Here is a 21,317-nt window from a genome sequence, read left to right as displayed (position 1 = left end):
CCCGCAGCAGCGGGACAATCCGGAATGGAGGCAAGGGACGCGGTGATATCCCCATCGGGTACTGACAGAAGCCCCGCGGGTCCGTAGTTTCGGGGGCGTGCGCGCAGATTTCGACAGGGTCTACTCACCGCCGGAACCCCCCTCCGGGCGGGGCCGGATGCCGCGGCCCCGCGGCTGGCAGGTCGCCGTCGTCTTCGTCATGATCGGCGCGGGCGCGGTCTTCTTCACCGCCCCGCTCGTCCTGGACGGCGACGAGGCGGCCAAGACGTCGACCATCACGCCCTCCGAGGCGCCGTCCGAGACGGCCTCCGAGACGGCTTCAGAGGTGCCTTCCGAGGCGTCGTCCGAGCCGCCCTCCGAGCCGCCGGCCGAGGAGCCCTCGCCGGAGTTCCTCCAGGCGCTCCCCAAGGAGGTCTGCGAGACCGTCGCGGAGGAGACGTTCCTCAAGTGGGTGCCCGATGGCACCCGGGAGTCCTACGGCAGCGCGTGGGCCGGGTCCTGCGGCTACGGGGGGCCGGACGGCGCGCCGTACCTGCGGCTGGAGACCCGGCTCGGGAACACCGTCGACGGCGCGGACCCGGTGGGCACGACCAAGTGGTCGTTCGACCAGGACTTCCAGAGCGACAGCACGGACAAGGAGTCCAAGACCCTTCGGCTGGAGAAGGCGCCGGGTCTCGGCGACGACGCCTACCGGCGGGTCTTCGTCGAACCCGGCACGTCGAAGGCCACCGTGGCCAGGATCGAGCTGCGGGTGCAGAACGTGATCATCACCGTCGCGTACGCCCGGCCTTACGAGGGCAAGCCCGAGGAACAGGTGGACGCCTGCCTGGAGGGCGCGGAGGCGGTCGCGCGGGAAGCGCTGGAGATGTACACCTGAGCACACTTTGACCACCGAGCAAATCTGACTACCCGCTGGTACGAGATTATTCGTCGAGATTTGCGGTTGTGGTTAGCTTTCTCGGCGGTCCGCTTCTACTGTTATGCCTGGTATTACGGGGTTAGGGGGCACCGACCACGTAATGCAATGGTTTGGCTACATTAGTTGCTGGTTAGTACGACATGACCAGTCTGTAAGAGGAGGCGAAGGACATGGCCGCCAATGGCGCCGGAGTGTCCTGGACATAAGCCAGGTACGCGTGAGAAAGGCCGGCACCCCTCAGCGGGGGCCGGCCTCCGTCGTTCTCCGGGCCGGTGTTCAGGCGGGCGCGAGCCGCTGCACCGTGCCGTTCAGGCTGAGGACGTACAGCTCACCCGCGGCGTCCACGCCGAACGCCGAGACGCTGTTGACGTTCTCCAGCAGCGTCACCGGCTCCCCGTCCCGGGTGCGGGGGAGCGCCTTGACCCAGCCCGCGCAGAAGTCGGCGAAGACGTACCGGCCCGCCAGGCCCGGGATGGCCGATCCCCGGTAGGCCTGGCCGCCGATGACCGAGCACTGGTTGTTCTCGCGCAGCGGGTACTCGTGCACGGGCTCGACCCCGACGGGCTCCTGGGAGTGGTAGGCGTGCGAACCTTCGCGCGCGCTCCAGCCGTAGTTCTCGCCGCCATGAGAAGCGCCGGGCTGGAAATTGACCTCTTCCCATTTGTCCTGCCCGACGTCGCCGATCCACAGATCCCCGCTCTCGGCGTCGAAGGAGAAACGCCACGGGTTGCGCAGTCCATACGCCCAGATTTCGGGCTTGGCGCCGCTCTTCTCAACGAAAGGGTTGTCCTTCGGCACCGTGTACGGCTTTCCGCCCGACGCGGCGGGGTCGATCCGCAGGATCTTGCCGAGCCAGGTGCCGAGGTCCTGGCCCGTCCGGTCCGGGTCGCCCGCGCCGCCCCCGTCGCCGAGCCCGAGGTAGAGGTGCCCGTCGGGGCCGAACGCGAGCTGGCCGCCGTTGTGGTTGGTGCGCGGATGCGGTTGTTCCAGGACGACCCGGCGGCCCCGCGCGTCGATCGCGCCGTCCGCGGCGACCGGGTACTCGGCGAGGATGATCTTGCCGTCCTTGGCCGTGTGGTACAGGTACAGGCGCTTTCCGTCCGGCGCGAAGGCGATGCCGAGCAGGCCGCGCTCGCCGCCCGATCCCGTCAGGGCGACGAGGTCGAGCACCGGCTCCGCCGCGCCGTCCCGGACGGCGAGGACCCGGCCCTCCTGCTCGATCACGTACAGGGCGTCGTCGCCCTTGCGGACCGCCATCCCGACGGGCTGGACGGCCTCGGCGACGTCGACCAGTTTCACCTTCCCGAGGGGGGCGGAACCGGGGGCGGCGGCGGAGGAGGGGGACTTGGCAGGGGACGACGCGGGGGCGGACGCCGGGGCGGACGCCGGGGCCGACGCCGATGGGGTGGAGGCGGCCTCGGTCGGGGAGGTGTCGGCCGCGCATCCCGCGGCGAACAGGCACGTCAGGGCGGAGAACCAGATCCGTACACGCATGGCCCCATCGTCCCCTCTGCGGCGCGGCCCCCGCCAGGCTTCAGCCGAAGGCCCCGCCGAAGTCCGACTCGTCGGCCGCGGAGTCCGGCGGCAGCTCGACCGACTCGCCGCCGTCCAACGGCTTGATCATGACGGCGCCGCCGGGGTTCTCCTGGTCGTCGGGCACGCCGATGAGCAGGGCGCCCTTGGTGAACCCGACGGCCCTGCCGAACCTGTCGTACGGGCCGGCGTCGCCCGGCATGAACTCCTTTTTGTTGAGCGCGTCGATCAGCTTGGCGGCCTTCCGGTCGGCCAGCGGCACGAGGTGCACCCAGCCGTTCTCCGGCCGGGTCTGCTCCGACCCGTCGAAGGGGACGCCCACGGCGAGCAGGACGCCGCCGCCGGTGATCGAGGGGCCCGCCAGGGCCACCGACCAGCCGTACCGGTCCTCCGCCTCGGCGAAGGGCGTCCCGGCGGTGAGCTGGGCGGCGGGCTCCAGGGCCGCCAGCCCCGCGCCCGTCGAGCGCAGCAGGGCGACGACCCCGACGCGCGGCTTGCCCGCGAACGTCTGGCCGGGCACGCCCGCCGCGACATAGGAGTCGGTGCCGTCCTCGGCGTACGCGAGGCTCCACCCGATCCGGCCGCCCTCCGACGGGTCGCCGATCCCGAGGTTGCCGTAGTGCCAGTGCTGGCCCTTGGCCGTGCCGGGCGCCGTGACGTCCTCCACGACGCTGAACGAGCCCGCGTCCACGGCCTGGCCGTCGACGTCCTCGCCGGGCTCGCTCACGATCAGGTCGGGCGCGTCCCGGTCGCCCATGATCGCGCCGAGCGCCACCGCCCAGCCGAAGAGGTCGCCCGCCTCCGCGACGCCCTCGGCCTGCTCGTCGTCCTGGGTGATGAGCCGGGCCGTCGGGTCGGTGCCCCGGTCCGTGACGGAGTACAGGTGCACCGCGCCCGCCGACGCGAGGCCGCCCACGTCCTCGTACGGCGCGCCGATCGCGATCGTGGCCGGGTGGCTCCCGTGCGCGGCGCGGACCGCGACCGAGCTGCCGAAGGTCCGGGACGCGCCTTCCGGTTTCAGGATCCGGCCCGGCTTCAAGCCGTCGGGGGAGCCGTAGAAGACCTCGGCCGCGCCCGCGCCGCCGTCCGCCCAGGGGGCGCCGACCACGAGGTCGAGGCAGCCGTCGGCGTCGAGGTGGCCGGTCGCCAGGGCGTGGCCGAAGCCCGCGCCCGCCTGCGGCTCCTTCGCGGTCAGGAACGCCTGCTCGCCCTTGCCGAGATCGCCGTCGCCGTAGACCACGGTGACCTGGCCCGCCCCCGCCGCGTAGCCGACGCCCGCGCCGGGGTCGCCGATGACGAGGTCCTCGTGGCCGTCGCCGTCGAAGTCGCTGAGTGAGGAGGAATCGCAGTCGTCGGCCTGGGCCGCGGGGCTCAGCAGGACGAGGGACGCCGCCGCGAGCACCGCGCCGGCCGCGGCGCCGATCACGCGCTTCACACCACCACCTCCACGCCCTGCGAGTCGTTGGCGCCGTACACCCGGAACGACTTCAGGGTGGCGCCCTTCGGCACGTCGAAGATGAGCATTCCCGAGATCCGGTCGCCGGGCCGGAGCGAGGGGTTGTCGTTGAGGAACCCGCCCGGGTGCTCGGTGGCCGGGATCTCCTGGCCGTCGCCGTCGTAGGCCACCTGGCGTTCTCGCGGAATGCGCGGGGACTCGGTGGCCGCCGGGTTGCGGACGGTGAACTGCACGAGGCAGAACTGGCCCTTCGCGGTCAGCTCGTCGTAGGCGGTGCCGCCGCAGCGCGGCGTGTCGACGCTCAGCTCGACGCCCCCGTCCTCGCGGAACTGCCCGATCCCGGTCTGGCGGCTGAGCGGGAGCGCCGCGTAGCCGTCCTTCTCCATCACGTTGGCGGCGTCCCCCTGGTTCCCCTTGTCGGCGTCGCCGTCGCTCAGCGCGAACAGCAGCGCGACCCCGGCGGCCACCGCGACGAGCACCCCGCCGGACGCGGAGGCGACGGTCCGGTTCCGGCGGCGGGCCGGCGGCATGGTCGGCAGGGGAGGGGGACCGGGCGGCGGGGCGGCGTTCCCGTACGGGACGGCCGGTCCGTACTGGCCGTGCGGGCCCGGCGGACCGACCACCGGCCGGCCCTGCCCGCCCTGGCCGGTCGGCGGGCCCGGGAACGGCTGCGGCGTCACCTGCGGCCTGCCCGCCTCGGTGGGCGGGCCGGGGAAGGGCGGCGGCGTCGGCTGCGGCCTGCCCGCCGCGGTCGCCGGGCCGCGCAGGTCGGCCGGGGCCCAGCCGCCATGGACGCTCTCCTCGACCAGCGCGGTCGCCGCCGCGTCGAGGTTGCGCGGCGCCTCGCCGCCGACCAGCGCGAGCAGCAGCTGCTGCGCGGTCGGCCGCAGCGCCGGATCCTTGGCCATCGCCGCCCTGACGTGTCCGAGCAGCGGCTCGGGCACCCCCGCCAGGTCGGGTTCGCCGTGCAGGACGCGCGAGGCCATCGCGATCGGGGCGCCGCCGCCGAACGGGTGCCTGGCCTGGGCCGCGAACGCCACGAGGCAGCCCCAGGTGTAGACGTCCACGGCGGTCGTCGCCCGGTCGGACAGGAGCTGCTCGGGCGCGATCCAGCCGGGCGTGCCGATGAGCTGGCCCGTCCGGGTGACGCCCGTGGTCGCGTCCAGCGCGCGGGCGATGCCGAAGTCGATGACGCGCGGCCCGGACACCGACAGGATGACGTTCGACGGCTTCAGGTCGCGGTGCACCAGGCCCGCGCCGTGGATGGCGGTCAGCGCCGCGGCGACCCCGACGGCGAAGCCCTGGAGGGTGCCCTCGATGAGCGCGCCGTGCCGGAGCACATGGTCGTGCAGGGTCGGGCCGTCGATGAACTCCGTCACCAGATAGGGGTGGCCGACGTCGTCCACCCCGTGGTCGAGCATCGCCGCGGTGCAGAACGACGCGACCCGCAGTCCGGCGGCCACCTCCTGGGCGAACCGCTGCCGGAAGCCCGGATCCGCGCCCAGTTCGTCGCGGATGACCTTGATGGCGACGGTGCCGCGCGGACCTCTGCCGAGGTAGACGGCGCCCATGCCGCCCTGACCGAGCTTGCCGAGCACCGTGTGCGCCCCGATGGCACGGGGGTCGTGAGGTCCCAGCGGCTGCGCGCCGCCGGGCAAAGGCTGATCCATGGCCACGGGCTCCAACCTAGAGTCGCCGGGTAACCGGCCCACGCGCTGCCGAATAACCGGTAGATGACGTAATTTGATGGCCATGTCCCATCCGGAGTTCGCCAGTCGCGTCCTGTGGCGTCGGACGTCAGACCCCGAAGCCGACGATCTCACCCTTCTCGACATCGTCGAACGCGGACGACGGGCCCGCTACCTGCGGGAAGACGACAGGCGCAGGTTCACCCTCGGGGTGGTGCTCGCCAAGCGGGAGATCGCCGAACGCACGGGCCTGCGGCCGAAGGACGTCGTCCTGGACCGGACCTGCCCCGGATGCGGCGCGCCGCACGGGCGTCCGCTCTATCCCGGATGGCATCTGTCGGTGAGTCATTCGGGCGGGCTCGTCGGCCTCGCGATCGCGGACGTGCCGGTCGGGCTCGACGTGGAGGAGCGCGGGCGGTCGCTCGCCGATCTCGCCGACGCGATCCTCGCCGGAGAGCCGGAAGGCGACCTGCACGTCTACTGGACGCGCAAGGAGGCCTTGCTGAAGGCCACGGGCGACGGCCTCAAGGTGCCCATGACCGAGGTGGAGGTCACCGGGGCGTCCGCGCCGCCCGCGCTGCTGAGGTGGAAGGGCAGACCGGATCTTCCGGCCCGGACCGTCCTGCGGGACCTCGACCCCGCGCCGGGCTACGCGGGCGCGCTGGCCTTCATCCGTCCGTAGCCGCGCGGTCGTACAGGCCCTGGAGGCCGAGCCAGCAGAAGTCCAGCGTGTAGTGCGCGGCCTGTTCCGGCGTGACGTCCGGCCGGGTCGTGCACCACAGCGAGATCCGCTCGCACGCGCCGATGATGATCTCGGTGTACGCCTCGATGGCGATCTCCGGCAGCTCGGGCGCCCACTGGGCCATGATCGGCGCGATCAGCCCGTGCTGCTGCCGCCGGGTCGCCTCGACCGCCTCGACCGCGGCGTGCGGCAGTCCGATCGCCTCGTTCTGCAGGATCGCGAACGAGTTCCGGTGGCTCTCGGTGAAGCCGTAGTAGGCGACGAGGCCGCGGTGCAGCGTGTCGAGCGGATCGGTGCCCTCGGCCATCGCGGCCGCGGTGACCTCGTGCAGCTCGGCCCTGGCCCGGGTCAGGCAGGCGAGCAGCAGGCCGTCCTTGGACCCGAAGTACTCGTACAGCATCGGCTTGGAGACGCCGCAGCGCTCGGCGATCTCCTCCATGGCCGCCGCGCGGAACCCGCGTTCGGCGAAGACCTCCTCGGCGACGGCGAGCATCTGCCGCTCCCGGTCGGCGCGCGACATCCGCTTGCGCCGGGGGGCGGGCGCTTCCTGGCCGGTGGCGTCCTGGCCTGTGGTCTGCGTCACGTCGATATACCCTACCATCGGTAAGTTACCCGAGGTAACTTACCCCCAGTAGTAGACGGTTCGACTAATAAGGGCAGGTTCGATGAGCCAGATCGTGATCATCGGCGCGGGCTTCGCCGGCCTCGGCATGGGCATCAAGCTCAAAGAGGCGGGCCACCACGACTTCGTCATCCTCGAGAAGGCCTCGGATCTCGGCGGCACCTGGTGGGAGAACACCTACCCGGGCTGCGCCTGCGACGTCCCGTCCCCGATGTACTCGTTCTCGTTCGAACTGAACCGGAACTGGACCGAGCTCTTCGCGCCCCAGCCGGAGATCCAGCGCTACCTCGCCCACTGCGCCGAGAAGTACGACGTGAAGAAGCACATCCGCTTCGACTCGCACGTCGAGGCCGTCGAGTACGACGACGCGGCCGCGCGCTGGAACGTCGCGCTCGGCGACGGCGAGGTGCTCCGGCCGCGCGCGGTCGTGTCCGGCGTCGGCGCCCTGCACGTGCCGAACTTCCCCGAGGTCCCCGGCCTGGAGACCTTCCAGGGCAAGGCGTTCCACTCCGCCGAGTGGGACCACTCCTACGACCTCTCCGGCAAGCGGGTCGCGGTCATCGGCACGGGGGCGTCGGCGATCCAGTTCGTCCCGCAGATCGCGAAGAAGGCCGCGCGCACGACCGTCTTCCAGCGGACGCCCGCGTGGATCCAGTCGAAGCCGAACATCAAGCTCCCGGCCGCCTTCAAGCTGCCCGGCGTGCCGCGGGCCGTCCGGAACGTCGTCTACTGGGTGCTCGAGGCGCGGGCCGTCGGGTTCGCGCTCGACCCGCGGCTGTCCGGGCCGATGAAGTGGATGGCCACCAGCCACCTCAAGCGGCAGGTCAAGGACCCCGAGCTGCGCCGCAAGCTCACCCCCGACTACACCATCGGCTGCAAGCGGGTGCTGCTGTCCAACGACTACTACCCGGCGATGGCCCGCGACGACGTCGACCTCGTCACCGACGGGATCGCCGAGGTCAGGGCGAACTCCGTCGTCACCAGGGACGGCCGCGAGATCGAGGTCGACGCCATCGTCTTCGGCACCGGCTTCAAGGTCGTCGACGCCATGGACAGCTGGGTCATCACCGGACGGAACGGGCAGAAGATCCAGCAGGCGTGGGAGAACGGCATCGAGGCCCACCACGGCACGACCCTCCCCGGCTTCCCCAACTTCTTCATGCTGCTCGGCCCGAACACCGGCCTCGGCCACAACTCCGTGGTCTTCATGATCGAGACGCAGGTCGCGCACATCCTCAGCCTGCTCAAGCTGCTGTCCGAGACCGGCGCGACGACCGTCGAGCCCAAGCCGGAAGCCCTGCGCGCCTACAACGACAAGCTCCACAAGCGGCTGCGCAGGGCCGTCTGGAACGAGGGCGGCTGCGATTCCTGGTACCTCGACAAGGACGGCGTCAACCGGACCATCTGGCCCGGCTTCACCTTCGAGTTCTGGTCGGACTCCCGCAAGGCCCGCCGCGAGGACTACATTCTCCGGTGACCGCTTCTCGCGCCGCGGCCGCCGCCCTCGGCCGCGGCGCGCATCTCCCCATGCAGGAGGAATGATGCGCAAAGGCCATTTGTCCGTCCCGTCCGGTGCGGGACCCTTCCCCGGTGTGATCGTGCTGCACGACGCGTTCGGCCTGACCGGGGACGTCGCCCGGCAGTGCGCGCACCTCGCCGCGAACGGCTACCTCGCCTACGCGCCGTCCCTCTACGAGGGCGGCAATCCCCGCTGCGTCAAACAGGTCTTCCAGGGCGCCCTGAAAGGCACCGGCCCGGTCTTCGACCGCATCGCCGAGGCCCGCGGCGCCCTCACCGCGCGCGACGACTGCACCGGTTACGTCGCCGTCGCCGGTTTCTGCCTGGGCGGCCAGTTCGCCCTGATCGCGGGCGGCCGCGGCCTCTTCGACGCCGCCGTCGTCAACTACGGCCTCGTCCCCAAGGACCTGGATCCCCTCCTCACCGCCCCCTGCCCCGTCGTGGGCAGCTTCGGCGGCAAGGACACGATCGTCCCCGTCGCCGACGTCGAGCGGTACCGCGAGGCCCTCACCGCGGCATCCGTCCCCCACGACATCAAGCTCTACCCCGACGCCCCCCACGGCTTCATCCAGTCCCACGGCGACCCCTACAAGACGATGATCCGCGTAGGCGGCATGCACCACGTCCCCGAAGACGCCCAAGACGCCTGGACCCGAATCTTCGCTTTCCTGGACACCCACCTGGAACCGGAATTCGTCTCCGACCCAGGATTCTGATCCCCCACCCCGCCCACCGATCCGGGGCAGCCGTAACGAGGCCGTCGGGACCCCATGTGTCCCCTCCGGATCGTCAGCGGCGCCAGGCGTCGAGGACGTCGCCGGGGGTCCACACAAGGTCCACGGAGCGAGGGTCGAGGTCTGGGGAGATGCCGCTCAGGGTGGCCACGACCAGGCCCGAGGTGGCGGAGTCGTAGCCCGGTATCTGCCTGGCGGAGCGGTGCAGGGCGTCCAGGTCGTGAGTGCCGAAGGGGGACGCGAGCCACTTGGTGGATCCGGCGAACAGGACGCGTCCTGCGACGGGTGCGCGGTCGGCCCCGACGAGGTCGACCTCGGGGTCGAAGCGGCGGTTCCACCACCCTCCGACGGCCTCCACTTCGGGCCAGGGGAGCGCGCCGGCCAGTGCGGAGAACTCAAGGGAGGTCCGTACCAGGGGTTCGACGGCACGACCGCGCCAGGTCGTCCACCGCCGCTCGATCAGCCGGGTTCCGGCGTCGGGCAGTCCACGGCGGGCCTGCTCCTGGACGGCGCGCAGGATGCCGAGGTAAAGCCGGAGACTGCTGTCGGCGACCCGGTACAGGGCGGGTTTGCCGGGGCGTGTGGACACCGGTTCGTCGATGGCGAGGATGCGCTTCTCCTCGGTCATCCGGTGCAGGAGGGGCGAGAGCGTGCCCGAGGGCAGGGCGCCTTCGCGGCTGCCCGCGGTGGCGGCGATGTTGGCGTGGGTCCGGTCGCCCGCCCCCACGGCCTCGATGACGCGCCGGGAGAGGTCGGGATTCGGGAACTCCGCGGCCAGGGCCGCCTCCGGGACACCGAACACCGGCGCGGCGGGATCGTCGGCCTCCTGCCGGAGGAAGTCCAAGGCGGGCATCGCGTGCGGCCACGTGCGGACGACTCCCGGGAGGCCGCCGGTGATCAGGTGGGCGTCGACGGCGTCCGCGGCGGGCAGGCCCAGGGCGTCGGCGAGGTCGGCCGGGTTCAGCGGGCCGAGCACCGTCGTGTCGGCACGGCCGTAGAACGGCCTGTCGTAGGCGGTCAGCCGTTCCATCATGTGCAGGTCGCTGCCGAGCAGGAGCAGCAGGACGGGCCGGGACGACAGCAGGCGGTCCCACGCGGTCTGGAGCGCCCCGTCGAACAGGCCGTCCTGCTCGCTGAGCCAAGGCAGTTCGTCGAGGACCACCACACACGGCCGCGCGGGCAGGACGGCCGCGAGCGCACGGAAGGCGTTGGGCCACGACCCGTCGGCGGAGGTCGGGACGAGTGCGGTGTCCGTCGGCAGGTCCGACTCCCGCAGATCCCTGAGGAAGTTCGCTACGGCCTCTACGGGGGAGGCGCCCTTCGTCGCGGCGGAGAAGACGTAAGGGATTCCGGCCCGGTTGCAGAACTCCTGGACCAGCCGGGACTTCCCCACCTGGCGTCGGCCGCGCAGGGCGACCGCAGCCCCCTTGCCGGTGCGTTCCACGAGCGCGAGCCGTTTGCGCAGCAGCGCGAGTTCCGCCGCCCGGCCGATGAAATCGTCCACGTCCGTCCCCGCATCTATGTAGATGAGATCTACGTAGATTCAATCTACCTCTTTGGGTCGCCGGGGTCCGGCAAGGCGAGGAGGTTCGCGCGGGCGCGGAGGGCGGGGTCAGCGGGCCAGGCGGGTGAGGATCTGGGTCGTCTGGTGGATGAGGGTCTGGGCTTCCTCGGGGGAGTCGGCGATGGAGACCTCGCGGCCGGCTTCGCCGATGGCGGTGGTGAGGATGAGGGCGAGCATCTTGTTCTGGTCGGCCAGGAGGCGGGTGTTCTGGGCGAGCCACTGGCGGAGGCGGGAGCGGCGCATGAGGCCGAAGCCGGAGGGGCCCTCGCCGGCGACGAACAGGCGGCTGGTGTGGCGGTCGGTCCAGCAGACCTCGAGGAAGGCCTCGGTGCCCTTGATGAACAGGGTGATGGAGTCCTTCTCGCCCGCCGCGCGGGCCGACTTCACCGCGTGGGTGGCCTTCCGCTCCTGCGCGGCGGTGTGCTCCTCCCACAGCGCGAGGAACAGACCGGACTTGCCGCCGTAGTGGTGGTAGAGGCTCCCGACGGAGATGCCCGAGCGCTCGACGATCTCGGCGATCCCGGCGGCCTCGTAGCCGCGCGCCGCGAAGACCTCGCGGGCGGCGTCCAGCAGCGCCTGGCGGGTGGCGTCGGCGCGCGCCCACTGGGTGCCGGTCCGGACCCGGTTCTCGCTCATGGGGTGACTCTAAACGGTGACGGGCCGTACCCGTACAGGCCCACTAGGATTGCCGCGATGCCTACTTCGACGTGGTTCCGCCTGAATCCCGCCAAGCGCGAGCGTGTGCTCCAGGCCGCCCAGCGGGAGTTCGGCGAGCACGGATACTCGACCGGAAGCCTCAACACGATCGCCCGCGAGGCCGACATCGCCAAGGGCTCCCTCTTCCAGTACTTCGACGACAAGCTCGAGTTCTTCACCTATGTCGCCGAGGAGACCGCCAAGCGCATCCGCGACGAGATCGTCAAGGGCATCGCCGGAAGCGACTTCGACCAGCCGTTCACCCACTGGCTCGGCGACATGTGCTGCCTCTGGGCCGACTACTTCGCCGCCCACCCGCTCGAGCGCGCCGTGACCGCCGCGATGCACCTGGAGATCGACAACACCGTCCGCGTCCTGGTGCGCGAGCCGTCGAACCTGCACTACCGCGAGTCGATCACCCCATTGCTGGCCGGCTGGCGCGACCGCGGCGAGATCCGCCCCGACCTCGACGACGAGGCCGCCCTCGCCCTCCTCATGCTCGTCCTCCCCCACCTGGCCCTGGCCCCCTACTACGACGGCCTGGACCCCGTCCTGGGGCTCCGCGGCAAAACCCCGGAGGAGCAGTACCCCATCATCCGCTCCTTCGTAGCCACCCTCACCCCCATGTTCGAGGCACCCCGCCTGTGACCACCGCGCCCCGGAGCCGCCCAGGAGATGACGGCCTGGACGTGCGCCGACGCCCGTCCGAGGGCGTCGTCACGTCGGCTCCTAGGCGAGGTCGTCGGCCTGCCAGAAATCGCCGAGGGCCTGCCGCGTCCGCTCGCGGACCTTCGCGAACAGCGCCTCGGTGACGCCCCCGGTGGGCTTCGCGCCGACGACCACGCCTTCGGTCAGCCGGACAGGCCGGCCGTACCGGTCGAGCACCGGAGCGCCTTCAGCGCCGACGTCGCTCTCCGACAGCACCGAGACGCGGTAGACGAGCCACAGCTCGGCGCCGTCCGCGCCGGTGACCTTGCGGACACGGGCGTGCGGGCCGATGTCGTCCACCGTCCCCTCGGAAAGGACCGAGGTCGCCCCGGCGCCGATGAGCGCCCGCGGGGCGATGACCGTCCGGTAGCCGTGCCCGCGGCTCCGGGTCACCGCGAACGGCCACACGACGCCGTTCACAGAAGGAACCTCTCGGTGAGCCGGGACTCCGGGTGGTTCTTCTCGAAGTCGCGCAGGGTCACCTCGAAAAGTTCGACGAGCGCGCGCAGCGCCTCCTCCTCGGTCAAGGCGTTCTTGGCGCGCTTGCGCAGATCGGAGACGCTCCGAGCCGGCCACGCGTCCCCGTTCTTGAGCGCTTCCTCGGCCACGGCTGCGCAGACGCTCGTGACGGCTGCGGGAATCTTGGTGAAGACGGACGTCCGTCTGATCGACGCCTCGATGAGGGGCAGCGCCGTGCGGATCAGCTTGACCACGCCGAGCAGGCGCTCGCGCCGCTGGATGGGTCTGTCGGCATGTCACCGAGAGGGAGGACCTGAGGTTCCTGCTCTTGGGCTGGCGGAGCACGGTGATCCAGGGGGCAGACCGATGCTAGGTCCACAAGAGTGGGGATCTCTCTAATTTGTCGGAATTGGTGAGGGTCAGGGGAAGGTGGTGGTTCGGGTGAGCATGGCGGTGGTGGCTCGGTCGCCTACGGCCAGGCAGAGGGTGGTCAGTTGTTCGGGGGTGTAGTGGGGGAGGAGGGCGTCCCAGGTGGTGGGGGTGATCATGCGGGTGGTGCAGAGTTGGTCCACGGCCTCCAGGAGGAGGCGGGTCCGGGCGTTCGGCGGTTCCGGGTCCGGCCAGGGGGTGGCTTCGAGGTTCGCGGCGGTGCGGCGGAGGGCCAGGTTCAGGTCTTCGGTGGGGAAGGCGCGGCGGATGGCGGCGTCGAAGTGGTGCCAGCGGCGGAGGAGCCTGCGGGGGACGGTCATCGGGGGTCCTCGATTTCGGCGACGAGGATCTTGGTCAGGCGGAGGAGGGGGCGGGCGGAGGCGGGGACGAGGTCGCCTGCGCTCGGGACGTCGGTGACGCGGACGGCGCCTATGCGGTGCAGGCGGCCGAGGCGTTCGACGCCGCCGCGGTCGGCGTGCAGGAGGTTGCGGACCCAGTCCGCGCGGTCGCCGTACGGCAGGGCGACGATCAGGTGGCGGCCGTGCCGGAGCGCCATGACGGGGGTGCGGTACACCTTCCCGGACGTGCGGCCCCGGTGCACGATGACGGCATAAGGCGGTAGATAAGGCGCGTAGTGGATCTGGATCCGGTTGAGCAGCCGCCGGTTCAGGGCGGGCAGCGACGCGGGGGCGAGCCTGTCGGAGTCGTCCTCGCGGCGGAGCCAGCGCAGCGGCCCCCGCTCGAAGGCGCCCTCCTCCGGGACCGCCCCCGCGCTCTTGAGGAACATCGCGAGCATCTCGTAGTGCCCGACGAGCAGGCACAGTTCGGCGACGCGGTACTCGTCGAGGAACCCGCGCAGCTCCGCGAGCGTGCCGGGGGCGACGGCGCGGTCGGCGTGCAGTTCGTCGGTGGCGCGCAGCAGCGCGCGCTGGCGCGGGTGCAGGCCCGGCGCGTCCGGCCCCGCCGCGATCCGCTCGACGGTGTCGATGGACAGGCCGCCGAAGCGGGAGAGCGCGGCGTGGTGCGCGAACTCGTACCAGGCGCCGCAGTTCCAGGCCGTCCGCAGGGTGACGAGTTCCGTGGTGGCCCTGCCGAGCCCGGAGGAGACGATCGCGGCGCTGTAAGGCAGGTAGGCGCGGAAGACCGCGCGGTCGCGTCCGGTGAGGTCGGCGAAGCGAATGCCGCGGGTGCCGAAGAGAGGGGCGACGGCCTTGACGTACAGCCAGGTGCGCGGCCCCAGCGCGCGCAGGCCGCCCGGGGCGATCTTGGGCGGATCGGCGTGCGCCCAGTGCGGCGACGCGGCGAGTCTGGCGACGGCGTTCAACGGGCTGCCCCCCTCTGACGCTTACACCGTACTACGTCAGTTTCTGCGACAAACCAGTAGCATTGTTGCGTGAAGGCGGAACAGCAGCAGCTAACGGGCACCCTGCCGCCCGCGCCGGGACCCGCCCTCGACCCCTATCTCGACGCCGCCGCGCGCTGCTTCACCCGGTTCGGGGTGGGCCGCACCTCGGTGCAGGACATCGCCAGGGAACTCGGCGTCAACCGCACGACCGTCTACCGGCAGGTCGGCAACGTCAGGTCGGCGGCGCTGCTGCTGGTCTCCCGCGAGATCGACCGGATCCTCGCCGTGCTGCCCGGCCGGATCGCCGGGCTGACCGGCCCCGAGGCCGTGGTGGAACTGCTCGCGACGGTCATCGAGGACAGCCTCGCGCACCCGGTGCTGCACAAGATGCTCACCGACGAACGGGACATGGTCGGCGCGCTGCTCGCCGGGGAGATCCCGCGGCTGTTCACCGAGATCACCGACCGGATGGCCCCGCTCGTCGGGCTGCTCGTCGGGCGGGGCGCGATCGCCGACCGCGATCCGGTCGTGGTCGCCGAATGGCTGACCCGGATCGCGGTCACCGTGGTGGTGGCCGAGCCGCGCGGGCCGCTGCGCCGGTTCCTCGCCGAGCTGCTGGTGCCCGCGCTGCGGCCCGCCTGAGCGACGGTCAGGCCGTCAGGTCCTGGATCTTGCGCTGGAAGGCCAGCTGCTCGGCGGTCGGCTCGCCCTGGACGCCGATCAGCGCCATCACCTGGGCGGAGTCGCCCTCGATGGTCAGGTCTCCCGACATGATCGCCGTCATCACCAGCGACGGGTCGTTCTTCACGTAGAGCCGCTCGGCCACCTCGAACGGGACGGTGACGGTCGTCGTCGCGGAGGCGTCGAGGCCGCGGGCGACGACCCCGGAGTTGGTGTGCACCTGGACGTCGCCGTCCGGGCCGCCCTTGACGATGAGGTTGATGAGCAGCCCGGCGAGCTCCGCGGGGGGCTCGGGCCATTCGGGCCGCAGCGCATCGACGGCGTCGAGCCACGCTGCGGAAAGGAAGGCGTGCTTGGCCATGGGATCTCCTCGGGGGATCTAGCCGGACTCGGCTGCGGTGAGGCGTCGGTTGATCTCGCCCAGGCGGGGCACCAGTGGCAGCAGCGCCTGGATGAAGGGCATATCCGGGACAAGATGCCGAGTCAGCGCCCGGTAGGTCAAGAGGGCGCGCGCCCAGCCGAGCAAAGGGGAGGGAAGCCGCAGGTGGTGCCGGGACGCGAGGTCCCCGAGGACCTTCGCGGCGTCGCCGCCGCCGCGCAGCAGCCGCAGCGGCGAGAGCTCGGGCGCGGCCCGCAGGTCGGCCTCCAGCGCGGCCCGGTCGGTGGCGTCCGGGACGGCGCCGAGCCTGCCGAGCGCGTCGACCTGGCCCGCGAAGTCGCCGCTGAAGAGGGCGGTCACATAGTCCAGGAAGGCCCGGCGGACGTGCGGGGCGAGCCGTCCGGCGGTGGTGCATCCGGCGAGCAGGAGGGTGCCGTCGGGCAGCGCGAACAGGTGGTCGGCACGCAGGTCGGCGTGGAAGACCCCGTCCGCGAGCGCGGTCTCGACGACGAGGGCGAGGAATCCGGGGAGCGCGGCGCGCACGTTCGCGTCGGCCTCGGCGAGGGGGACCGCCCCGTCGGGGAGCGCGTAGGCGACGGCCCCGCGCGACTCCAGGACGGGTTCGGCGAGCCGCAGCCCCTTGAGCCGCCCGTCCAGGAGTTCGGTGAGCTCGGCCGCGTTGCGGGCGTCGTGCCGCAGGTCGGTCTGCTCGGCGGCGCGGCGGGCCGCCGAGCGCAGCACGGCCATCGGCTGGACGGTCTCGGCCTGCGGGAGCAGCGTGAGGGGCGCGACGAGGTTGGCGGCGAGGCGCAGGTCGTCGCGGAGCCCCGACCGGGCGCCGGGCCGCAGCACGCGCAGGAAGACCGCCTGTCCGTCGCGGAGCACCCCGGTGTGGGTCTGGTGCAGCGGCGACACCGCGAGGGGCGCGGCGTCGAACTCGGTGACGGCCCCGGGAAGGTGCCGTTCCAGGGTGCGGCGGACGGCATGGGCCGGGACGGGGTCGGGCAGCACGGGCTCGGCGTGCAGGAGGTCGGCGAGACCGCGCGGGGTGAGGCCGGCGGCGTCGTGGAGGAGCCCGGCGAGTTCGGCGCCGGCGGGGCCGAGGGCGGCGAGCTGGTCGCGCAGCCAGCCGGTCGCGGCGTCGCGGGCGGTGTTCTTGAGCGCGTCCAGCGCGTCGGAGGGGTCGAGGGCGCCTTCGCCGGAGAGCCCGTCGAGCGCGGTGCCGGGGAGCCGGCCGAGCGCCCAGCGGATCTGCCCGGCGGGGAGCGCGAAGGCATGCCGGGCGAGCCTGCCGAGGGAGGGAGCGCCCGGGGACGCCCAGACGCGGGCGAGGGCTTCGAGGTCCGCGTCGCGGTGCCGTCCGTCGGACGGGATGTCGGCGTCCATGGGCGGACCCTAGACCAGGGTCCGAGTGAGATGCAACATATCGACGCTTTTGTCGCAGTGAGCTAGCTTGGCCTTACTTCCCACCCCCGGAGGCAACGCATGACCTTTCGTGGCCCATACGCCGACGGTCCCAGCCCGGCCGATCTGGAGATCGTCTCGCCACGACTGGACAGGCTCGCCTGGAAGGATCCCGCCCGCCTCGTCGTCGTCTTCTTCGCGCTGTTCTGGCACACCGTGCGGCGCCTCGCGCTCTGGGCGGCCCGCCGAGGCGAGAAGGACTGGCGGGACGGCGCCGCGCACGGCGTCGTCGACGCGTTCGAGGCGCTCGGCCCGACCTACGTGAAGCTCGGCCAGGTCGTCGCCTCCTCGCCCGGGATCTTCCCGCAGCAGCTCGCGGACGCCGCGCTGCGCTGCCTGGACGAGGTGCCCCCGATCGCCGGCGCCGAGGTGCGCCGGATCCTCGCCGAGGATCTCGGCGGCCGCCCTGAAGACCTGTTCGCCGCCTTCGACGACGCCCCGCTGTCGGCGGCGTCGATCGGCCAGGTCCATGCGTGCAGGCTGCCCGACGGACGTGACGCGGTGGTGAAGGTGCAGCGGCCGGGGATCGCCGCCCTCATGGCCACCGATCTGCGCGTCGCCTACTTCTTCGCCCGGCGGCTGGAGCGGATCTCCAAGGTGATGCGGGCGGCCAGGCCGTCGGCGATGATCGAGGACCTGCACTCGGTCACCTTCCAGGAGTTGAACAGCGCGCTGGAGGCCAAGCGCCAGCACGACTTCCTCCAGCGGCTGCACTCCTTCGGCGACAACGAGGGCGTCACCGCGCCGGAGGTCTACTGGGACTACTGCGGCCCGCGCGTCATCTGCATGCAGCGCATGTACGGCATCCCGCTGGACGCCATCGACGCCTCCGCCTCCGGCGCCCGCGAGATCGACGGCCCGGACCTGCTGCGCCGGGGCGTCAAGGCCTGGGTGGAGGCCGCCCTCGTGCACGGGGTCTTCCACGGCGACGTCCACGCCGGGAACCTGTGGATGCTGGACGACGGCAGGATCTGCTACCTGGACTTCGGGATCATGGGCGAACTGCACGGCCCGTGGCAGGAGCTGATGAAGGACATGTTCTACACCGGCATGTTCGACGCCGACTTCGGGCGGATGGTCCCGCACTACCGCAGCCTCGGCATCATTCCCGAGGGCACCGGCACCGACGCGGAGATCGCGATGCGGCTCCAGCTGGTGTTCGGGCCGCTGCTGAAGTCGGGGATGGCCGGGATCAGCATCGGCAAGACCATCACGATGCTGCTGGACATGGCCAAGCAGTACGACGCCGAGTCGCCCCGCGAGCTCGTCCTGATCAGCAAGCAGCTGCTCTACTTCGAGCGCTACTCCAAGAACCTCGCGCCGAACTGGGTGCTGTTCGCCGACAAGTCCATCGCCCGCAACGTCTTCCCCGAGGCCGTCGCCGCGGCCGAGGCGAAGGAGGCCGAGGCGGCGAAGGCCGCGGAGTGAGCCCGGCTCAGTACCAGTGGTTGTTCTGCCAGAAGGTCCAGGCCCCGCACGGGTCCTTGTAGCGCGCCTGGATGTAGGACAGGCCCCAGACGATCTGGGTCGCCGCGTTGGACTCCCAGTTGGGTCCGGCGGAGGACATCTTGGAACCGGGCAGCGCCTGCGGGATGCCGTAGGCGTCGCTCCACGGGTTGTCGGCCCGCTCGTTCCAGTTGCTCTCCTTGGTCCACATGATCTTCAGCGCGGGCCAGCACGCCGCCCAGCCCTTGGCCGCGTTGAGCTTCTCGCCCGCCGCCATGTTCTGCTCGGCGCTGGGGTTCGGCATCTGCGCGAGCTTCTCCTTGGCGAGATTCGCGTCGATCTCCGTCTTGTGCTTGCGGTACCACTCCTTCTTCTTGCGGGCCGCCTCCTTCGCCTTCTGCTCCTTGATGTAAGCCCGCTTCTTGGCCGCGGCGACCGCGTCGGCGACGAGGGGGTCCATGTCGTTGGACTGCACCATGAGCAGTGCCTCGTTGGCCGACAGCAGGCCGTCGGCCGCGATCGGGGGCGGGTCGGGCTCGCCGAACTCCACCTCGACCATGGCGTAGGCGAGCGCGCCCATCACGAGGGCACCGATGGTGATGTTGCTCGTGAGGACCCGGCGCACGACGGATTGGCTCATGGACAAAGAGAATGCCTGCTCTCGGCGACTGCTGGAACCACGTGCCGGGATTTTCCTAGGGACGGGCCAGCCGGTCCAGGGCGAGCGCGGCATACAGGGCGCCGCCCCGGGAGAGCACCGCGTCGTCGAACTCGGCCTCCGCGGAGTGGTTGCCGGGGGCCGTCGCCGCGTCCCGGTCGGCCGGGGTGGCGCCGACCATCGCGAGCGCGCCGGGCACGTCGGCGAGGATGAAGGAGAAGTCCTCCGACGCGGGGACCGGCTGCGGGACGTCGAAGTAGTACTCCTCGCCGAGCAGGGCGCGCGCGGAGGAGGCGAGGCGGGCCGCCTCCCCGAAGTCGTTGACGGTGACGGGGTAGTCGATCCGGTAGTCGATCTCGACGTCCACCCCGTGCGCGGCGGCGATGCCCTGGAACACCCGGTGCAGGCCCTCGCGGACCCGCTCCTGGGAACCGCTGGAGAAGGAGCGGACGGTCCCGGTGAACACCGCGTCGTCGGGGATGACGTTGGCGGCGGCGCCCGCGTGGACGCTGCCGATGGTCACCACGACGGGGTCGAACACGTCGAAGGACCGGGTGACGAAGGTCTGGGCGGCGAGCACCATCTCGCAGGCGGCCGGGATCGGGTCGCGGGCGTGCTGCGGCATCGAGGCGTGCCCGCCCGCGCCCCGGACCGTCACGGTGACGGTGTCGGCGGCCGCCATGATCGGGCCGCCCTTGCTGATGACGTACCCCGCGGGCAGCATCGACGCCGTGACGTGCAGGGCGTAGGCGGCGATGGGTTTCTGCCAGGTCGCCTCCAGCACGCCCTCGTCGATCATGTGCTTGGCCCCGGCGTGCCCCTCCTCGCCCGGCTGGAACATGAGGATGACGCTCCCGGCGAAGTCCTCGGCCGACAGCAGCCGGGCCGCGCCGACGAGCATCGAGGTGTGCAGGTCGTGGCCGCAGGCGTGCATGGCGCCGGGGGTGCGGGAGCGGTAGGCGATGTCGGTGTGCTCGGTGAGCGGCAGCGCGTCCATGTCGGCGCGCAGCAGGACGGTGGGGCCGGGGCGGCTCCCGTGCAGGACCGCGGTGACGGAGCTGAGCGCCCGCCCCTTGGTGATCTCCAGGGGGAGGCCGTTCAGCGCGTCGAGGACCTTGTCCTGGGTGGCGGGCAGGTCGAGGCCGGTCTCGGGCTCGGCGTGGATCGCGCGCCGCAGGTCCACGAGGTCGTCTTGGAGGGCCGCCGCTGCGGCGAGCGTCACAGTCACAGACCGATCCAACCCTGCCCGGACGCGGGAGGCAACGCCCCGGTAGATATGAAGGTTCCTCACTTTTTCTCGTGCGACAAGACAGCGGTTCACGGGACGGATCGGGCGATCTCACCAATCTGACAACGCCTATTCCCATTTTGGACTTCGTGCCAGTAGAGTGCGGCGACCCCGCCTGATGTGACGCAAGTCGCCCCGCGGGGCGCCGTCCGCACCAGGTGTGAAGGGGGTCTCGACCGATGGCCGTAGTGGTGCGGCGGGGACCCGAACTCCTCGCCAAACGCGGCCTCGCCCTCCTGGACGAGGCCGGAGAACTGTTCGTCACCCTCCTCGAAGGACTGCGCCGCACCTGGGATCTCAAGACCTGGTGGGGCGAGTTCATCGAGCAGGCCTGGTTCATCATCCGGGTCACCAGCATCCCGCTCCTGCTCATCGCGATCCCGCTCGGCGCCACCATCTCCCTCCAGGTGGGCGACGTCGCCCGCCAGATCGGCGCCCAGTCCAGCACCGGCGCGCTGGTCGTCGCCGGAATGGTCAGGCAGATCGCCCCGCTCGCCTCCGCGCTGCTCATCTCCGGCGCGGGAGGCAGCGCCATCACCTCCGACATGGGCGCGCGGCGCATCCGCGACGAGCTGTCCGCGCTGGAGGTCATGGGCATCAACCCCACCCACCGCCTGGTCACCCCGAGGCTGTGGGCCGCCGCCGTCGTCAGCGTCCTGCTGTGCTCCCTGGTCATCCTCTCGGGCACCGCGGGCGGCTTCTACTTCAACGTGATCCAGCAGGGAGTCACCCCCGGCGCCTACTTCGACGGCGCCGCGTCCCTGCTCCAGCTCTCGGACCTGGGCATCACCCTGTTCAAGGCCTTCGTCTTCGGGCTCGTGGCGGCCGCCGTCGCCTGCCACATGGGCATGACCTGCGACTACGGGCCCGCCGGGGTCGGCCGCGCCGTCACCCGCGCGACGGTCGCGACGTCGCTGCTCGTGTTCTTCCTGAACTACGTACTCGAAACGCTCTACCTCGTCCTCGTCCCACCCAAGATCTAGCGAGG

22 protein-coding genes are annotated in these 21,317 nt (G+C 71.5%); 8 read left to right on the top strand and 14 right to left on the bottom strand.

Annotated features, from left to right (window positions below; genetic code table 11):
• The first annotated feature begins 97 nt into the window (after positions 1–97).
• Positions 98–877, top strand: a complete 780-nt coding sequence (locus EDD29_RS36775; RefSeq protein WP_148086217.1) for a hypothetical protein — start codon at positions 98–100, stop codon at positions 875–877.
• Positions 878–1,195: 318 nt separating this feature from the next.
• On the opposite strand, the gene EDD29_RS36770 is transcribed toward EDD29_RS36775, so the two are convergent.
• Genes EDD29_RS36770 through EDD29_RS36760 form a run of 3 tightly spaced genes read right to left on the bottom strand, consistent with a single transcriptional unit; the run spans position 1,196 to position 5,578 of the window.
• On the bottom strand, positions 1,196–2,413 hold the full coding sequence (locus EDD29_RS36770; protein WP_123668812.1) for a PQQ-dependent sugar dehydrogenase: 1,218 nt from the start codon (positions 2,411–2,413) through the stop codon (positions 1,196–1,198).
• 40 nt (positions 2,414–2,453) lie between these two features.
• The gene (locus EDD29_RS36765) at positions 2,454–3,887 is read right to left on the bottom strand and encodes an integrin alpha (RefSeq protein ID WP_123668811.1); all 1,434 of its coding nucleotides are present in this window, start codon (positions 3,885–3,887) and stop codon (positions 2,454–2,456) included.
• Positions 3,884–5,578 (bottom strand): serine/threonine-protein kinase, encoded by a 1,695-nt coding sequence (locus tag EDD29_RS36760; RefSeq protein WP_246053594.1) that lies wholly within the window; start codon positions 5,576–5,578, stop codon positions 3,884–3,886. Before EDD29_RS36760 ends, EDD29_RS36765 begins: the two co-directional genes overlap by 4 nt.
• Positions 5,579–5,660: 82 nt before the next feature.
• Here EDD29_RS36760 and EDD29_RS36755 point away from each other — a divergent pair, with 82 nt between their 5' ends.
• Complete coding sequence (locus tag EDD29_RS36755) at positions 5,661–6,278, top strand: 4'-phosphopantetheinyl transferase family protein (protein ID WP_123670913.1); 618 nt, start codon at positions 5,661–5,663, stop codon at positions 6,276–6,278.
• Here the strand turns inward: EDD29_RS36755 and EDD29_RS36750 are convergent.
• Complete coding sequence (locus tag EDD29_RS36750; protein ID WP_246053194.1) at positions 6,265–6,921, bottom strand: TetR/AcrR family transcriptional regulator; 657 nt, start codon at positions 6,919–6,921, stop codon at positions 6,265–6,267. The genes EDD29_RS36755 and EDD29_RS36750 overlap by 14 nt on opposite strands.
• 82 nt (positions 6,922–7,003) lie before the next feature.
• Between EDD29_RS36750 and EDD29_RS36745 the strand changes: the two genes are divergently transcribed.
• On the top strand, positions 7,004–8,437 hold the full coding sequence (locus EDD29_RS36745; RefSeq protein ID WP_123668809.1) for a flavin-containing monooxygenase: 1,434 nt from the start codon (positions 7,004–7,006) through the stop codon (positions 8,435–8,437).
• A gap of 61 nt (positions 8,438–8,498) precedes the next feature.
• Entirely contained in the window at positions 8,499–9,194 is a 696-nt protein-coding gene (locus EDD29_RS36740; RefSeq protein ID WP_123668808.1) for a dienelactone hydrolase family protein, read from the top strand.
• Between the two features lie 73 nt (positions 9,195–9,267).
• On the opposite strand, the gene EDD29_RS36735 is transcribed toward EDD29_RS36740, so the two are convergent.
• Together EDD29_RS36735 and EDD29_RS36730 are read right to left on the bottom strand one after the other, a co-directional pair.
• Positions 9,268–10,716, bottom strand: a complete 1,449-nt coding sequence (locus tag EDD29_RS36735) for an AAA family ATPase (protein WP_123668807.1) — start codon at positions 10,714–10,716, stop codon at positions 9,268–9,270.
• A gap of 108 nt (positions 10,717–10,824) precedes the next feature.
• Positions 10,825–11,412, bottom strand: a complete 588-nt coding sequence (locus tag EDD29_RS36730) for a TetR/AcrR family transcriptional regulator (protein WP_123668806.1) — start codon at positions 11,410–11,412, stop codon at positions 10,825–10,827.
• Positions 11,413–11,469: 57 nt separating this feature from the next.
• Between EDD29_RS36730 and EDD29_RS36725 the strand changes: the two genes are divergently transcribed.
• A complete protein-coding gene (locus EDD29_RS36725; protein WP_123668805.1) occupies positions 11,470–12,120 on the top strand; it encodes a TetR/AcrR family transcriptional regulator in 651 nt (216 codons plus the stop codon).
• 81 nt (positions 12,121–12,201) lie between these two features.
• On the opposite strand, the gene EDD29_RS36720 is transcribed toward EDD29_RS36725, so the two are convergent.
• From EDD29_RS36720 to EDD29_RS36705, 4 genes are all read right to left on the bottom strand, one after another.
• Positions 12,202–12,600 carry a hypothetical protein gene (locus EDD29_RS36720; RefSeq protein WP_123668804.1) on the bottom strand — a complete coding sequence of 133 codons (399 nt, stop codon included), beginning with the start codon at positions 12,598–12,600 and terminating at the stop codon, positions 12,202–12,204.
• The gene (locus EDD29_RS36715) at positions 12,597–12,893 is read right to left on the bottom strand and encodes a hypothetical protein (RefSeq protein ID WP_123668803.1); all 297 of its coding nucleotides are present in this window, start codon (positions 12,891–12,893) and stop codon (positions 12,597–12,599) included. Before EDD29_RS36715 ends, EDD29_RS36720 begins: the two co-directional genes overlap by 4 nt.
• A gap of 165 nt (positions 12,894–13,058) precedes the next feature.
• Positions 13,059–13,388, bottom strand: a complete 330-nt coding sequence (locus tag EDD29_RS36710; protein ID WP_123668802.1) for a carboxymuconolactone decarboxylase family protein — start codon at positions 13,386–13,388, stop codon at positions 13,059–13,061.
• Positions 13,385–14,392, bottom strand: coding sequence for a nitroreductase/quinone reductase family protein (locus EDD29_RS36705; protein WP_123668801.1), 1,008 nt, complete (start codon positions 14,390–14,392; stop codon positions 13,385–13,387). The genes EDD29_RS36710 and EDD29_RS36705 overlap by 4 nt, the downstream gene beginning before the upstream one ends.
• Before the next feature lie 69 nt (positions 14,393–14,461).
• On the opposite strand from EDD29_RS36705, the gene EDD29_RS36700 reads away from it, so the two are divergent.
• Complete coding sequence (locus EDD29_RS36700; protein WP_123668800.1) at positions 14,462–15,055, top strand: TetR/AcrR family transcriptional regulator; 594 nt, start codon at positions 14,462–14,464, stop codon at positions 15,053–15,055.
• Between the two features lie 7 nt (positions 15,056–15,062).
• Here EDD29_RS36700 and EDD29_RS36695 read toward each other — a convergent pair whose 3' ends face one another.
• Both EDD29_RS36695 and EDD29_RS36690 read right to left on the bottom strand, forming a co-directional pair.
• Positions 15,063–15,455, bottom strand: a complete 393-nt coding sequence (locus tag EDD29_RS36695) for an SCP2 sterol-binding domain-containing protein (protein WP_123668799.1) — start codon at positions 15,453–15,455, stop codon at positions 15,063–15,065.
• An 18-nt stretch (positions 15,456–15,473) separates the two neighbouring features.
• A complete protein-coding gene (locus EDD29_RS36690) occupies positions 15,474–16,859 on the bottom strand; it encodes an AarF/UbiB family protein (RefSeq protein WP_123668798.1) in 1,386 nt (461 codons plus the stop codon).
• Between the two features lie 99 nt (positions 16,860–16,958).
• On the opposite strand from EDD29_RS36690, the gene EDD29_RS36685 reads away from it, so the two are divergent.
• Entirely contained in the window at positions 16,959–18,365 is a 1,407-nt protein-coding gene (locus tag EDD29_RS36685) for an ABC1 kinase family protein (protein ID WP_123668797.1), read from the top strand.
• Positions 18,366–18,372: 7 nt separating this feature from the next.
• Here the strand turns inward: EDD29_RS36685 and EDD29_RS46585 are convergent, their stop codons facing one another.
• Both EDD29_RS46585 and EDD29_RS36675 read right to left on the bottom strand, forming a co-directional pair.
• On the bottom strand, positions 18,373–19,023 hold the full coding sequence (locus EDD29_RS46585; RefSeq protein WP_211360125.1) for an aggregation-promoting factor C-terminal-like domain-containing protein: 651 nt from the start codon (positions 19,021–19,023) through the stop codon (positions 18,373–18,375).
• A gap of 55 nt (positions 19,024–19,078) precedes the next feature.
• Positions 19,079–20,269, bottom strand: a complete 1,191-nt coding sequence (locus tag EDD29_RS36675; protein WP_342774464.1) for a M20 metallopeptidase family protein — start codon at positions 20,267–20,269, stop codon at positions 19,079–19,081.
• A 239-nt stretch (positions 20,270–20,508) separates the two neighbouring features.
• Here EDD29_RS36675 and EDD29_RS36670 point away from each other — a divergent pair, with 239 nt between their 5' ends.
• Complete coding sequence (locus EDD29_RS36670; RefSeq protein ID WP_123668795.1) at positions 20,509–21,312, top strand: MlaE family ABC transporter permease; 804 nt, start codon at positions 20,509–20,511, stop codon at positions 21,310–21,312.
• Positions 21,313–21,317: the final 5 nt, after the last annotated feature.

The sequence above is a fragment of the Actinocorallia herbida genome (assembly GCF_003751225.1).
Classification (GTDB): Bacteria; Actinomycetota; Actinomycetes; order Streptosporangiales; family Streptosporangiaceae; genus Actinocorallia; species Actinocorallia herbida.
This window is presented reverse-complemented; position numbering and strand designations above follow the sequence as displayed.

Coding starts and splice junctions, on each gene's coding strand:
- EDD29_RS36755 (WP_123670913.1), top strand. CDS start 5,661: ATGTCCCATCCGGAGTTCGCCAGTCGCGTCCTGTGGCGTCGGACGTCA.
- EDD29_RS36730 (WP_123668806.1), bottom strand. CDS start 11,412: ATGAGCGAGAACCGGGTCCGGACCGGCACCCAGTGGGCGCGCGCCGAC.
- EDD29_RS36670 (WP_123668795.1), top strand. CDS start 20,509: ATGGCCGTAGTGGTGCGGCGGGGACCCGAACTCCTCGCCAAACGCGGC.
- EDD29_RS36710 (WP_123668802.1), bottom strand. CDS start 13,388: ATGACCGTCCCCCGCAGGCTCCTCCGCCGCTGGCACCACTTCGACGCC.
- EDD29_RS36770 (WP_123668812.1), bottom strand. CDS start 2,413: ATGCGTGTACGGATCTGGTTCTCCGCCCTGACGTGCCTGTTCGCCGCG.
- EDD29_RS46585 (WP_211360125.1), bottom strand. CDS start 19,023: ATGAGCCAATCCGTCGTGCGCCGGGTCCTCACGAGCAACATCACCATC.
- EDD29_RS36695 (WP_123668799.1), bottom strand. CDS start 15,455: ATGGCCAAGCACGCCTTCCTTTCCGCAGCGTGGCTCGACGCCGTCGAT.
- EDD29_RS36745 (WP_123668809.1), top strand. CDS start 7,004: ATGAGCCAGATCGTGATCATCGGCGCGGGCTTCGCCGGCCTCGGCATG.
- EDD29_RS36740 (WP_123668808.1), top strand. CDS start 8,499: ATGATGCGCAAAGGCCATTTGTCCGTCCCGTCCGGTGCGGGACCCTTC.
- EDD29_RS36725 (WP_123668805.1), top strand. CDS start 11,470: ATGCCTACTTCGACGTGGTTCCGCCTGAATCCCGCCAAGCGCGAGCGT.
- EDD29_RS36760 (WP_246053594.1), bottom strand. CDS start 5,578: ATGGATCAGCCTTTGCCCGGCGGCGCGCAGCCGCTGGGACCTCACGAC.
- EDD29_RS36685 (WP_123668797.1), top strand. CDS start 16,959: ATGACCTTTCGTGGCCCATACGCCGACGGTCCCAGCCCGGCCGATCTG.
- EDD29_RS36690 (WP_123668798.1), bottom strand. CDS start 16,859: ATGGACGCCGACATCCCGTCCGACGGACGGCACCGCGACGCGGACCTC.